Origin of the sequence: Solirubrobacter deserti (assembly GCF_027587175.1) — a bacterium.
Lineage (GTDB): Bacteria > Actinomycetota > Thermoleophilia > Solirubrobacterales > Solirubrobacteraceae > Solirubrobacter > Solirubrobacter deserti.
On the sequence record NZ_JAPCID010000049.1, the window covers coordinates 1 to 12,938 of the forward strand.

Below are 12,938 nucleotides of genomic sequence, written 5' to 3' on the forward strand. Positions count from 1 at the left end.
CGGCCCGCCCGCGGCCTGGCGCGCCCGTCCCCGGCGCGGCGGGCGCCGCCCCGCGTGGCCCCGCCTCGCGCGGCCACGCTTCGCCGCGATGCGGCGCGCGTGGCCTCTCCGCGCCGCTGTTGTCGCCGTGCTGGCCCTCGTCGGGCTCGGATTCGTTCCACCTGCGGCCGGGGCGGCGACCCCGGGGCGGTTCGTCGTGCGTCAGTGCACCGCGGGGGCGGCGTTCAGCGCTGTGGCGTGGAGCGCGAACACCGCCGTGGCGCAGACGTGTTACGCGCAAGGCGGGTCGGTGGTCATGACCGCGCCGGCGCATCGGCTCGCGCACTACGGCAGCGCGCTGCTGACGTTCGCCGTGCCGGCGTCGATGCCGAACACGACGATCGCCTCGTTCACGACGAGCTATCGGTCGACGCCGCAGGCGCCGAGCACCAACCCGGCGTACCTGCAGCTCGGGTCGGGGTCGACCCAGCTCAAGGACACCCCGTCCGGGACGGCGGGATGGGGCGAGTACTTCCAGACGCCCAGCGGAGCGCGCACGCTGCACTTCCACACGTGGTGCTCGCCGGCGAACGGGCCCGGCTACTGCAACTGGTCCGGGCCGCTGTTCTCGCTGTACGGCGTCGACCTCACGCTCGCGGAGGCGGTGCGGCCGACCGCGAGCGGCAGCGGCGCGGTGCTCGGGTCGGGGAGCCAGCGTGGGGTCCGGGCGCTGAGCGTGGTGGCCGCCGACGCCGACTCGGGCGTCAGGAGCGTCACGGCGACGCTCGGGGGCACGGCGGTCGGCGGGCTGTCGCCGGCCTGCGCCGACGACGTGTTCCCGCCGTGCCCGCAACGCGTCGACGAGATCATCGACATCGACACCACGCGCGTCCCCGACGGCACTCGGCTCCTTCGTCTGGTGACGGTCGACTACGCGGGCAACAGCGCGACGACGGATGTCGGCTTCGTCACGATCGACAACGTCCCGGCGCCCTCGAGCGCCAGCGCGCCGGTCGTCGCGGGCGTCGCGCGGCACGGCGAGACGCTCACCGCGTCGGACGGCACCTGGACCGGCACCGGCCTCACCCTGACGCGCCGCTGGCAGCGGCTGGAGTCCGGCACATGGACGGACATCTCCCGGGCGACGAGCTCCGGCTACGAGGTGACCCCAGCCGACTACGGCAAAGCGCTGCGGTTCTGGGTCCGCGCCGTCAACGCGGAGGGCGCCGCGGACGCGTACTCGGACCCGACCGACCCGGTCGCGGCCCCCGCCGCTCCGCGCCCCGAGCCGACGCCGGACCCGACCCCGGCGCCTCCGCCGGCCACGCCGCTGCCCGCTTCGCCGCCGGGACCCGCACCGGCGCCGCCCGAGGCGCCGGTGACGCTGCTCGCCGCGTTCGAAGGCTCGGACCGGACCTGGGCCAAGGTCACGTGGGGCGAGCGCCCCGTGATCGTCGGCACGCTCCGCGGCGGCGAGGGGCAGCCGCTGGCGCACGCGCGGGTCGAGATCGCGGCCGCGCCGCACGTGCTCGGCAATCCGGCGCCGGCGCTCGATCACGTGGTCAGCGACGCGGACGGTCGGTTTCGCTACCGCGTGCCGGCGGGGGTGTCGAGGACCCTGCGGCTGCGCGCCGGTTCCGCACGAGCGGTGGACCTGGTCGTGCACGTCACGCCGAAGGTGACGCTCACGGCGGAGCGCGAGCTGTTGAGGCCCGGGCAGACCGTCGCGCTCAAGGGCAAGATCGCGGGCGCGCCGGCCGGTGTGCGCAAGCCCCTCGAGCTGCAGGTCCGCGTGGGAGCGCGCTGGTGGACGTTCGCGACCACGCGCCTCGCCCGCCACGGCGGCACTTTCAGCGGCCGCTACCGGGTCACGGGCGCTCGGGTCCAGCAGGTCCGTGCTCTCGTGCGCGCGGACGAGGGCTGGCCGTTTCTCGCCGGGCACAGCCGTGCGGTGACGGTGCAGGTGCGGCCGTAGAGACAGAAATTCTTCTGTACACCGGAAGGGGTCCGGGCGACGGCACCGAACAGCGGCTCGATGGGCCGATCGCAGCAGCCGCTTGAACATCGACTGCTGCTCACTGCCACTTTCTGCCTGCTGGCGGGCGGGGCGGTGATGGTGTACTCGGCGTCGAGCGCCCGGACCGTGCTCCAGGGCCAGGGCGACGGAACGATGTACCTCGCAAAGTACGTGGGCTACGGGTTCTTCGGCCTGATCGCGATGCACATCATCTCGCGGCTGCGGCTCGATCTGATCCGCCGCTACACGTCCGTGCTGCTCGGGGCCTCGTTCGTCATGCTCGTGATGGTCAAGGTGCCGGGCTTGGGCGTCGAGGTCAACGGCGCGACACGCTGGCTCGGGTTCGGCCCGCTGCAGTTCCAGCCGAGCGAGATCGTCAAGCTCGCACTGGTCCTGCACGTCGCGGCCGTGATCGCGGAGCGGCCCAAGATCGCGCGCAACATCAGGACGGTCGTCGGACCCGTGCTGGCCGTCGGCGGCGGGGCGGTCCTGCTGATCGCCGCCCAGCCCGACCTCGGCACGTGCCTGGTGATCTGCTTCACGATGGCGGTGCTGCTGGTGATCGCGGGCCTGCCGATGCGCCAGCTGGGCCTGATGACGGGTGCCGGCGCGGTGCTGGTGCTGCTGTTCGCGATCCTCGAGCCCTATCGGCGCGAGCGCCTGACGTCGTTCCTGGACCCGTGGGCGCACGCGCACGACGAGGGCTTCCAGATCGTCCAGGGCCAGATCGCGATCGGCTCGGGCGGCATCTTCGGCAACGGTCTCGGGCAGTCCATCCAGAAGATCTTCTACGTTCCCGAGGCCCACACGGACTTCATCCTCACGATCATCGGGGAGGAGCTCGGCCTGGCGGGCATCGTCGGCCTCCTGAGCCTGTACGGCATCATCGCGTACGCCGGGTTGCAGACCGCCAAGAAGGCCAAGGGCATCTACGCCACCCTCGTCGCCGCCGGCATCACCTCACTCATCCTGTGCCAAGCCCTGCTCAACGTCTACGCCATCCTCGGCCTCGCGCCGCTGACCGGCGTCCCGCTGCCCTTCATCTCGTCCGGTTCGACGAGCCTGATCACGCTGATGGTCTCCATGGGCGTGCTGCTCAACGTCGCCTCGGGCGGCCACGCCCACACGCTCAGTGCCGTCCCGCAACGCTCCAAGTCCGCTCGTGACCGCGCCGCCGAGGATCGTCATCGCGGCCGGCGGGACGGCGGGGCACGTGGTGCCGGCGATAGCCGTCGCCGACGCGCTGCGAGCTGAGGGCGCCGAGGTCAGCTTCGTCGGCGGCCAGCGCGCCGAGGCCGAGCTCGTCCCACAGGCCGGCTACGAGCTGGACCCGATCAACGTCGAGGGCATCAACCGCTCGAATCCGGTGAAGGCCGCGCGCGCCGTCGGCAAGGCGGGCGGCGCGCTCCTCGCGGCGCGCCGGATTCTCAAGCGTCGCGGCGCGGACGCCGTCCTCGGGGGCGGCGGCTACGTCGCCGGCCCGGTCGGGCTCGCGGCCACGCTGGCGAAGCTGCCGCTCGTGCTCACCGAGGCCGACTCGCACCTGGGCCTGACCAACCGGCTGCTCGCCAAGCGGGCCGAGCGCGTCTGCCTCGCGTTCCCGCTCGCGGGACACGAGGGCGAGCGCTTCCGGGTCACGGGCCGTCCTGTCCCGGAGACCTACAGCGACCGGGCCCAGGCCCGTGCGCAGCTGGGCATCGGCACGGACGAGACCGCCGTGCTGATCTTCGGCGGCTCGCTCGGCGCCCGCTCGATCAACCACGCCGCCGTGGAGGCGTTCAAGGACGCGCCGTACCGCGTCGTCCACGTCGCCGGCACGCGCGACTACCCCGACCTCGAGGCGCCGGACGACAACTACGTCCTGCTCGACTACCTGACGCCGTTCGGCGTCGCGCTGGCCGCGGCGGACGTCGCGGTCGCCCGCTCCGGCGGCTCGATCTTCGAGCTCGCCCAGTACGGCCTCCCCGCCGTCCTGATCCCGTACCCGCACGCCACCGCCGACCACCAGACCACCAACGCGCGCTGGATGACCGAAGCCGGCGCCGCCCGCGTGCTGCCGGACGCCGAGCTCAGCCCGGAGCGGCTGCGCGCCGAGACGGACGCCGTGCTGGCCGCGCGCGCGGACATGGCCGCGGCCGCCCGCGCGCTGGCAAAGCCGGACGCCGCGCGCGACATCGCTCACGAGGTCCTCGCCGCGGTGGACCGGCACCGCTGAGGCGGGGCCGCGGGCGGGGCGGAGCGCGGGGATACCCGCACCCCGAACCGGCACGGGATCAGGGTCGTCCCTGAGGCGCGGTGGCCAAGCGGGCGGCAGAGTCCGGTGCGTGCCGACCCCAACCACTCCCCCAGGAATTGGCCGTGGAGCTAGCCGCACCTGGATCGACGCGGTAACCCCGCGGCGCGTGGGGGCGAGGCACGAAAGAGTTGTCCTCTCCTCCCCAAGAAAAGGAACTCCAATGATTCGTAAGTTGCTCACCTTTGCCGCCGTCGCCGCCTCTCTGACCGTCGTCGCCTGCGGCAACGAGGGCATCGACCAGGACGAGGCCGACCGCATCCAGGAGCGCGCCTCGCAGGTGCAGGAGGACGCCCAGCGCACCGCCGAGGAGGTCCGTGCCGGCACCAAGGACGCCGAGCAGGCGGCTGAGGAGATCCAGGAGGACGTCAACGGCCTGGCCAACGACACGATCGACGCCGCCAAGGACGCCGACATCCCGGACGAGGCCCGCGAGCAGCTCGAGGCCGCCCAGGAGCAGATGAACGCCGCGCAGGGCCAGAACTAGCCCTTGGGGGAGAGACCCCGGCGGGCGGCCACGCGGCCGCTCGCCGGCGGGCCCCCACACGGCGGCACCGGCGCGCAGCGCGCGGGCGCGCCTACACCGCGGTCAGCAGCTCGCGCTCGCGCACCACTTCCAGCGCGAGCGTCTTGTAGCCGGCCTCGTCGAACAGGACGACCATCGAGCCGTCGTCGTAACGCTGGACGACGCCCTCGCCCCACGACTCGTGGGCGACGCGCGCGCCGACCGGGAACGGCACGTCCGACGGCGGGGCGCTCACCCGACCCGACTCGCAGTTGTCGCAGTAGCCGCACGGCGGCTCGAACGGCTCGCCGAAGTAGGACAGGATGAATGCGCGGCGGCAGTCGTCGGTCTCGGCGTAGGCGCGCATCATGTCCACGCGCGAACGGTCGAAGGAGCGGCGCATCTCCTCGGCCTCCGCGGCGGCCGTCACCAGCTCCGACGACGGCGCGTCCGACATCGGCGCGATCTCGCCGTCCATCGCCACGCGCACCGCGCCCGCGTCCTCCAGGCGCGACAGGGCGGAGGCGAGCCTGGTGTCCGACAGATGGACCGAGTCCCCCAGGTCCGCCGCCGGAACGCCCTGGCGCACGGCGTCCAGCACGTGCGCGAGCTCGTCGACCTCGACGTGGCCGCCGGCGAAGAACCGGCGCAGCCCGACGTCCTCGCTGCGGTAGAAGAGCACGATCTCGGCGGGCTCCCCGTCGCGGCCGGCGCGGCCCGCCTCCTGGTAGTAGGCGTCCAGCGACTCGGCGACCTCTGCATGGAACACCCAGCGGACGTCGGCCTTGTCGATGCCCATGCCGAACGCGGTGGTGGCGACGACCACGTCGATCGAGCCGTCCATGAAGCGCTCCTGGACGTCGTCGCGCTCGGCCGACTTCATCCCCGCGTGGTAGGACGCCGCGCGCAGCGAGCCCTCGCACAGCTCGTCGGCGAGCTCTTCGGCCTCGCGCCGCGTCGACACGTAGACGATCCCGGGCGGAGGCGAAGCCGCGATCCGCTCGACCAGCGCCCGCCGCTTGCGCTCGGCGCCCTGCTCCCCGTGGAAGCGCTCGACCGAGAAGCGCAGGTTCGGCCGGTCGAACCCGCGGATCAGCAGCACCGGGTCACGCAGCCCGAGCCGCGTGACGATCTCCTCGCGCACGGGCGGCGCCGCCGTCGCGGTCAGCGCGAGCACGGGCGGGCGGCCCAGCGCCTCGATCGCGGCGCCCAGCCGCAGGTACTCGGGCCGGAAGTCGTGCCCCCACTCGCTGACGCAGTGCGCCTCGTCCACGACGAACAGCGAGATGTCCGCCACCGCGAGCTCGTCGAGCACGTCCTTGCGCGCCAGCTGCTCGGGCGCGAGGAACAGGAACTCGAGCGCGTTCTCGGCCAGCTCGTGCAGCGCCTCCTCGCGCTCGGCCCGCGGCAGCGAGGAGTTCACCTGCGCCGCGCCGCCCGCCGCGAGCTCGTTGAGCCCGTCCACCTGGTCGCGCTGCAGCGCGATCAGCGGGGAGACGACGACCGTCGCGCCGGGCGTCAGCAGCCCGGCGATCTGGTAGATCGCCGACTTGCCCGCGCCCGTGGACATGACCACCAGCACGTCGCGTCCCTCCAGCGCCGCCTCGATGGCTTCTCGCTGCCCGGCGCGGAGCTCGGCGTAGCCGAACGCCTCTCGCGCAACCCGTTCGATCCTCGATTCGTCGGCCAAGCGCCGTAGGGTGACAGGCGTGAATCAGCCGTGGTCAGGACGCAAACTGCACTTCGTCGGCATCGGCGGCATCGGGATGAGCGGGCTCGCGAAGGTGGCCCGCAGCCTGGGCGCCGAGGTGACCGGCTCCGACCGCGCGCAGGGCGGGCACGACGCGCGCAACGTCCCCGCCGGGGCGACCGTCGTCTTCTCGACCGCGATCGGCGCCGACAACCCCGAGCGCACCACCGGCGCGCCCGAGCTGCACCGCGCCGACCTGCTGGCCGAGCTCACGCAGCTCAAGCCGACGATCGCGGTGTCCGGCACCCACGGCAAGACGACCACCACGTCGATGCTCGTACACGCCATGCCGGGCGAGAGCTACCTGGTCGGCGGCGAGGTCCGCAGCACCGGCACCAACGCCGACTGGCACGAGGACAGCGCCTGGCTGATCGTCGAAGCCGACGAGTCCGACCGCAGCCTGCTCAAGCTGCACCCGACGATCGCGGTCGTGACCAACGCCGAGCTCGACCACCACACCACCTACGCGAGCTCGCGCGACGTGGACGACACGTTCGCCCAGTTTCTCGCGCGCGCGAGGGACGCGGTCGTCGCGCCCGACCTCACGCGCCTGCGCGCCGACGCGCACGTGTTCGGCGAGTACGACGGCCCGCTGGCCGTGCCCGGGGCGCACAACCGCAAGAACGCGGCGGCCGCGCTGACGGCGATCGAAATCGCCCAGGGCACCGCCGAGCTGGCGCGCGAGCTGCTCGCGACCTTCGAGGGCGCGGGCCGGCGCTTCGAGGTGGTCGGCACCGCCAACGGCGCCACGGTCGTCGACGACTACGCGCACCACCCGACCGAGGTGCGCGCGACGATCGAGGCCGCCCGCAGCCAGCACCCGCCGCGGGTGATCGCGCTCTTCCAGCCGCACCTGTTCAGCCGCACCCAACGCGAGGCCCGCGCGTTCGGCGAGGCCCTGGCCGGGGCGGACATGGCGGTGCTGCTCGATGTCTATCCCGCGCGCGAGCGCCAGGAGGACTACCCCGGCGTCAGCGGCCTGCTCGTCGCCGAACACGCCTACGACGCCCGCCCGGGGATGCCCGTGATCTGGGCCAAGACGCACGCCACAGCGCGTGCGTACCTGCAACGGGCGTTGCAGGAGGGCGACCTGTTGCTCACGATGGGCGCCGGAGACGTGAACGCGATCGGCAGGGACCTCGTCGCGCATAGCGAACCCCCCGGACGATGACGCGTCTCAAAGTCGGCCTCGCTGTCGTCGCCGTAATCGTGCTGACCGGCGGCGGCTTCCTGTGGCTGCGCGGGTCGAGCCTCGTCGCGGTCCAGGACGTCCAGATCACGGGCGTCACCGCCTCCGACGGGGACAAGGTCCGTGCCGCGCTCGAGTCGGTGGCCAAGGACATGACGACCCTCAACGTCCGCGAAGAGGTACTGCGCGAAGCCAGTGCCTCATACACGTCGGTCGACGACGTGAAGGTGCAGTCCGACTTCCCGCACACGCTCCGCATCCAGGTGATCGAGCGCCGGCCGGTGGCCGCGGTCTCCCGGCCGGGGGAGCGGCGCGTCCCGGTGACCAGCAACGGCACGCTGCTGCGCGGCGTGACCGCCGAGCGCGATCTTCCCAGCGTCAAGCTCAAGCGCGACCCGGCCGGAGCGCGGATCACGGACCGCCGGATCCTCAACGCGCTGACGGTTGCGGGGGCGGCGCCCGACCCGCTGCGCGGTCGCACCGACGAGGTCAAGGTCGACAAGCGCGGCGTGATCGTCGACCTCCAAGAAGGCCCCGAGCTGATCTTCGGGGGAGGCGACGAAGCGGACAAGAAGTGGGCGGCCGCAGCCCGTGTCCTGGCCGAGATCTCCGCGCAGGGGGCCACATATCTCGACCTTCGGATCCCGGGCCGAGTGGCCGCGGGCGGACTCGCCCCGATCGCCACGCCGACGCCCGACCCGAACGCTCAACCTGAGGCTGAGAATAGCCCAACTCTGAATCCGTAGTCGAGACTTCGGCAGTCTGCAACGATGCTTGCGCCGGTTCGCTCCCGTTGACATCGGGAACGAAATCCCCGTACCTTGCGGTAATCCGCGCCGTCGGCGAGCCTGCTAAAACGCTCGACCCTAACTAGAGGTCCGGACGGAAAAACCCACATGGAAGCCAGCGGTTATCTCGCAGTCATCAAGGTCGTCGGCGTCGGCGGCGGTGGAACCAATGCCGTGAACCGGATGATCGACGCCGGTCTCAGCGGCGTTGAGTTCATCGCGGCCAACACGGACGCGCAGGCGCTCCAGATGACGGACGCCGACCTCAAGCTGCACATCGGCAGCACGCTCACGAAGGGCCTGGGCGCGGGCGCCAACCCGCAGATCGGTCAGGGCGCCGCGGCGGAGTCGCGCGACGACATCAAGGAGGCGCTCAAGGGCGCGGACATGGTGTTCGTCACGGCCGGCGAGGGCGGTGGCACCGGCACGGGCGCCGCACCCGTGATCGCCGAGATCGCCAAGAACGAAATAGGAGCGCTCACGGTCGGCGTGGTCACACGCCCGTTCGCGTTCGAGGGCTCTCAGCGGGCCCGCCAGGCGCAGGAGGGCATCGACCGCCTGCGCGAGATGGTGGACACGCTGATCGTGATCCCCAACGAGAAGCTGCTCGCGATGGTCGAGCGGCGCACGAGCATCCTCGACGCGTTCCGCGAGGCCGACAACGTCCTGCGTCAGGGCGTTCAGGGCATCACGGACCTGATCACGATCCCCGGCCTGATCAACCTCGACTTCGCCGATGTGCGGGCGATCATGGAGAACGCCGGCAGCGCGCTGATGGGCATCGGCACCGCCCAGGGCGAGAACCGCGCCAGCGAAGCGGCCAAGGCCGCGATCAGCTCTCCGCTGCTGGAGGAGTCGGTCGAGGGCGCGACCGGCATCCTGCTCAACATCACCGGTGGTCGCGACCTGGGCCTGTTCGAGGTCAACGAGGCCGCGGAGCTCATCCACTCCGCCGCGGACGCCAACAGCAACATCATCTTCGGCGCCGTGATCGACGAGGGCATGTCGGACGACATCCGCGTCACCGTGATCGCCACCGGCTTCGACCACGGGGGCGTCCGTGCCGCCCGCGAAGAGCGCTCGCGCGCGCCGCGCGACCGCAACCCGCGGATCGACGAGCGCCAGCGCGATTCGCTCGTCATCCGCGACGACGATCTCGACATCCCGCCGTTCCTTCGCTGACCCGCCCTCCGTGTTGTCGGCCGATCGGCCGATCAACGCGGAGGAATGCTGTCGCGCCGGCCGATCCTGCTCGTCCCGCTGTTCGCCTGCGCCGCGTGGCTGCTGGGCTACGCCGTGAACGTCGTGGCTTTCGCCGGCGCGGATCTCGGCCCGCTCAGCTCGCGCTTCGCCCATGACGTGGTGCTCGCCGTCGCGGCGGGCATCTGCCTCACGCGCGGCGCGCTGGCCGCCCGCGAACGCTGCGCCTGGCTGCTGATCGGCGCCGGCGTCGCCGCCTGGACCGCGGGCGAGATCTACTACACCGCCGCCCTGTGGGATGAGAGCGCCCCGCCCATCCCGAGCTTCGCCGACGCCGGATTCTTGTTGTTCCCGCCGTTCACCTTCGCCGGCATGCTGGTCCTGCTGCGCCGACGTGTCCGGCTGACGCCGACCCTGCTCGTCGACGGCATTACGGCCGCGCTCGCCGTCGGCGCCCTGAGCGCCGCGATCGTCTTCCAGACCGTGCTCGAGCACGCCGAGGGCGATGGTGTCGCGGTGGCCACGAGCCTCGCCTATCCCATCGCCGATCTCGTCCTGTTGGCCGTCGGCGTCGGCGCGCTGGCCGCCGCGGGCTGGAGGCTCGACCGCACGTGGGCGCTGCTGGTCGCCGGCATCCTCGCCTTCTGGCTGGCCGACTCCGTGTTCCTCGTCAAGGCGGCCGAGGGCACGTTCGAGTCCGGCGGCTGGCTGGATATGGCTTGGTGGCTCGCCCTGCTGCTGATCGCGCTCGCCGCGTGGCAGCGCGGCCCGTCGACGCGCCGCCGGCCCGCCGACGACAGCCTGCGCCTGCTGATCGCGCCGCTGGTCTCCGGCGCCGTCTCCCTCGAGCTGCTCGTCTACGCCTCGACGGGCGCGCTGAACGGGCTCGCCGTGGCGCTCGCCGCCGCCGCGATCGTGTTCGTGATGGTGCGCCTGACGCTCACCTTCCGCCAGAACGTCCGCATCCTGCGGGCGAGCCGGACCGAGGCGATGACCGACGCCCTCACCGGACTCGGCAACCGGAGGGCGCTGACCCGGGCGCTGGACGCCGCGCTCCCCGAGGCCCACGAGGACGCGCCCCGCGTGCTCGCGCTGTTCGACCTCGACGGCTTCAAGCACTACAACGACACGTTCGGCCACCCGGCCGGCGACGTCCTGCTCGCCGACCTCGGCGGGCGCCTGCGGACCTACGTCGGCAAGCGCGGCCGCGCGTTCCGGATGGGCGGCGACGAGTTCTGCGTGCTGTTCAAGCCGTCCGCCGCCGACGCCACCGCGCTGGTCGAGGGCGCCGCCGAGGCGCTGTCCGACGAGGGCGAGGGCTACTGGGTCGGCTGCTCGTTCGGCTCCATCACGCTGCCCACCGAGGCCGACGATTCCGAGACGGCGCTGCGGATCGCCGACCAGCGCATGTACGCGTGCAAGAACTCGGGCCGAATGTCGGCGGCGCGCCAGGCGCGCGACGTCCTGCTCGCCGTCCTCGGCCCGCAGGACCCCGGGATCGCCGCCCGAGCGGAGGAAGCCGCGCTCAAGCTCGGCCTGGACCGCGAGCAGCGCGAGGCGGTCCGCTACGCGGTCGAGCTGCACGCGCTCGGCGAGGACGTGATCGCCGCGGCGCCCTCGCTACGCGCCGTCGCGCGGCTCGTCGCGGAGAGCCACGCGCCGTCGTCCCCGGCCGCACGCATCGTCGCGGCCGCCGTGGGCCGCTCAGTCGTCGCCTGAGCGCGCTAGGGTCCGGGGCCGCATGGCCATCGGGTCCGACACCACTCTGCTGAGAACCCCGCTCTACGACCGCCACGTCGCCGCGCGCGCCAAGCTGGTGCCGTTCGCCGGCTGGGAGATGCCCGTCCAGTACGCGGGCATCAAGGAGGAGCACCTCGCCGTCCGCGAGCGCGCGGGCGTCTTCGACGTCTCCCACATGGGCGAGATCGAGACGACGGGCCCGCAGGCGCTCGAGTTCCTGCAGCGCATCCTCTCCAACGACGTCTCGAAGATCGCCGAGAACGGGGCGCAGTACAGCGTGCTGTGCAAGGAGGACGGCGGCGTCCTGGACGACCTGTTCACCTACAAGCTGGCCGAGAACCACTACCTCACGGTCACGAACGCGGCCAACCACGCGAAGGACCTCGCGTGGTTCCGCAAACAGGCCGAGGCGTTCGACGTCCAGCTCAAGGACGCCCTGCACGACTACGCGATGCTCGCGGTGCAGGGGCCGCAGGCGCGCGGCATCGTCGCGAACCTCACGGAAGCCGAGCTGCCCAAGCGCTTCCGCACCGCCCGCGCCACCGTCGCCGGCGTTCCCGACGTGCTCGTGTGCGGCACGGGCTACACCGGCGAGGACGGCGTCGAGCTGCTGATCGACCCGCTCGGCTCGGTCAAGGTGTGGGACGCATTGCTGCAGGCGGGCGTCGCCCCGATCGGCCTGGGCGCGCGCGACACGCTGCGCCTGGAGGTCTGTTACCACCTCTACGGCAACGACCTGATGGAGTCGCGCGGCCCGATCGAGGCCGGTCTCGGGTGGTGCGTGAAGGAGGACACGGGCTTCATCGGCGCCGAGGCGATCCGCGTCACCCGTGAGAACGGGCCGTCAGAGACGCTCGTCCCGTTCGTCACCGAGCAGGGCATCGCCCGCCAGGGCAACGCGGTGATCGGCGGGGGAGAGGTCACGTCCGGCACGCTCAGCCCGTCCTTGAACCAGGGCATCGGCATGGCCTACGTCCCGGTCGACAAGGCTGAGCCGGGCACGAAGCTCGAGATCGACGTGCGAGGCCGCACCCGCGCCGCCGAGGTGCGCAGCAAACCGCTTTACAGCAAGGAGACCTGACAGATGGCCGAGGCCAGCTACCCCGACGATCTGAAGTACCACTCCGAGCACGACTGGGCCCGGATCGAAGGCGACACCGCCACGCTCGGGATCACCTGGTACGCCCAGGACCAGCTCGGCGAGGTCGTGTTCTTCGACCCGCCCGCGGTCGGCACCAGCATCAACAAGGACAGCCCGTACGCCGAGGTGGAGTCCGTCAAGGCCGTGTCCGACGTGGTCGCGCCGCTCTCCGGCGAGATCATCGAGGTCAACGAGGCCCTCAAGGACTCGCCCGAGCAGATCAACGAGGATTCCTACGGCGAGGGCTGGCTCGTGAAGATCAAGCTCTCCGACCCGTCCGAAGGCGACAGCTTGATGGACGCCGAGAGCTACCGCCAGACCCTGTCATAAGCTCAG

Annotated in this window: 10 protein-coding genes and 1 pseudogene; 10 read left to right on the forward strand and 1 reads right to left on the reverse strand. The window is 72.1% G+C overall.

What is annotated here, in order from left to right; all coding sequences use genetic code 11:
- The 4 genes and pseudogenes from OJ962_RS26125 to OJ962_RS26140 all read left to right on the forward strand — a co-directional run.
- Nucleotides 1–1,954 (forward strand): annotated as a pseudogene (locus tag OJ962_RS26125) (hypothetical protein); the annotation flags it as partial.
- A 60-nt stretch (nt 1,955–2,014) separates the two neighbouring features.
- Entirely contained in the window at nt 2,015–3,250 is a 1,236-nt protein-coding gene (ftsW, locus tag OJ962_RS26130) for a putative lipid II flippase FtsW (RefSeq protein WP_202952307.1), read from the forward strand.
- On the forward strand, nt 3,213–4,211 hold the full coding sequence (locus OJ962_RS26135) for a UDP-N-acetylglucosamine--N-acetylmuramyl-(pentapeptide) pyrophosphoryl-undecaprenol N-acetylglucosamine transferase (RefSeq protein WP_270006708.1): 999 nt from the start codon (nt 3,213–3,215) through the stop codon (nt 4,209–4,211). The genes ftsW and OJ962_RS26135 overlap by 38 nt, the downstream gene beginning before the upstream one ends.
- Before the next feature lie 253 nt (nt 4,212–4,464).
- Nucleotides 4,465–4,776, forward strand: a complete 312-nt coding sequence (locus OJ962_RS26140; protein ID WP_202952309.1) for a hypothetical protein — start codon at nt 4,465–4,467, stop codon at nt 4,774–4,776.
- Nucleotides 4,777–4,867: 91 nt separating this feature from the next.
- Here OJ962_RS26140 and OJ962_RS26145 read toward each other — a convergent pair whose 3' ends face one another.
- Entirely contained in the window at nt 4,868–6,484 is a 1,617-nt protein-coding gene (locus tag OJ962_RS26145; RefSeq protein WP_202952310.1) for a RecQ family ATP-dependent DNA helicase, read from the reverse strand.
- 19 nt (nt 6,485–6,503) lie between these two features.
- On the opposite strand from OJ962_RS26145, the gene OJ962_RS26150 reads away from it, so the two are divergent.
- The 6 genes from OJ962_RS26150 (at nt 6,504) to gcvH (ending at nt 12,932) form a co-directional block, all read left to right on the forward strand.
- The gene (locus OJ962_RS26150) at nt 6,504–7,715 is read left to right on the forward strand and encodes a UDP-N-acetylmuramate--L-alanine ligase (protein ID WP_270006709.1); all 1,212 of its coding nucleotides are present in this window, start codon (nt 6,504–6,506) and stop codon (nt 7,713–7,715) included.
- On the forward strand, nt 7,712–8,479 hold the full coding sequence (locus OJ962_RS26155) for a cell division protein FtsQ/DivIB (protein WP_202952311.1): 768 nt from the start codon (nt 7,712–7,714) through the stop codon (nt 8,477–8,479). The genes OJ962_RS26150 and OJ962_RS26155 overlap by 4 nt, the downstream gene beginning before the upstream one ends.
- A gap of 150 nt (nt 8,480–8,629) precedes the next feature.
- Nucleotides 8,630–9,703 carry a cell division protein FtsZ gene (ftsZ, locus tag OJ962_RS26160; protein ID WP_202952312.1) on the forward strand — a complete coding sequence of 358 codons (1,074 nt, stop codon included), beginning with the start codon at nt 8,630–8,632 and terminating at the stop codon, nt 9,701–9,703.
- Between the two features lie 45 nt (nt 9,704–9,748).
- A complete protein-coding gene (locus tag OJ962_RS26165; RefSeq protein ID WP_202952313.1) occupies nt 9,749–11,440 on the forward strand; it encodes a GGDEF domain-containing protein in 1,692 nt (563 codons plus the stop codon).
- Between the two features lie 22 nt (nt 11,441–11,462).
- Nucleotides 11,463–12,542 (forward strand): glycine cleavage system aminomethyltransferase GcvT, encoded by a 1,080-nt coding sequence (gene gcvT / locus OJ962_RS26170; protein WP_202952314.1) that lies wholly within the window; start codon nt 11,463–11,465, stop codon nt 12,540–12,542.
- Between the two features lie 3 nt (nt 12,543–12,545).
- Complete coding sequence (gene gcvH, locus OJ962_RS26175) at nt 12,546–12,932, forward strand: glycine cleavage system protein GcvH (protein WP_202952315.1); 387 nt, start codon at nt 12,546–12,548, stop codon at nt 12,930–12,932.
- Nucleotides 12,933–12,938 lie beyond the last annotated feature (6 nt).

Bases quoted from the DNA above. Each gene is read 5' to 3' on its own strand.
- ftsW (WP_202952307.1), top strand. From the start codon at position 2,015: ATGGGCCGATCGCAGCAGCCGCTTGAACATCGACTGCTGCTCACTGCC.
- OJ962_RS26155 (WP_202952311.1), top strand. From the start codon at position 7,712: ATGACGCGTCTCAAAGTCGGCCTCGCTGTCGTCGCCGTAATCGTGCTG.
- ftsZ (WP_202952312.1), top strand. From the start codon at position 8,630: ATGGAAGCCAGCGGTTATCTCGCAGTCATCAAGGTCGTCGGCGTCGGC.
- OJ962_RS26165 (WP_202952313.1), top strand. From the start codon at position 9,749: ATGCTGTCGCGCCGGCCGATCCTGCTCGTCCCGCTGTTCGCCTGCGCC.
- gcvT (WP_202952314.1), top strand. From the start codon at position 11,463: ATGGCCATCGGGTCCGACACCACTCTGCTGAGAACCCCGCTCTACGAC.
- gcvH (WP_202952315.1), top strand. From the start codon at position 12,546: ATGGCCGAGGCCAGCTACCCCGACGATCTGAAGTACCACTCCGAGCAC.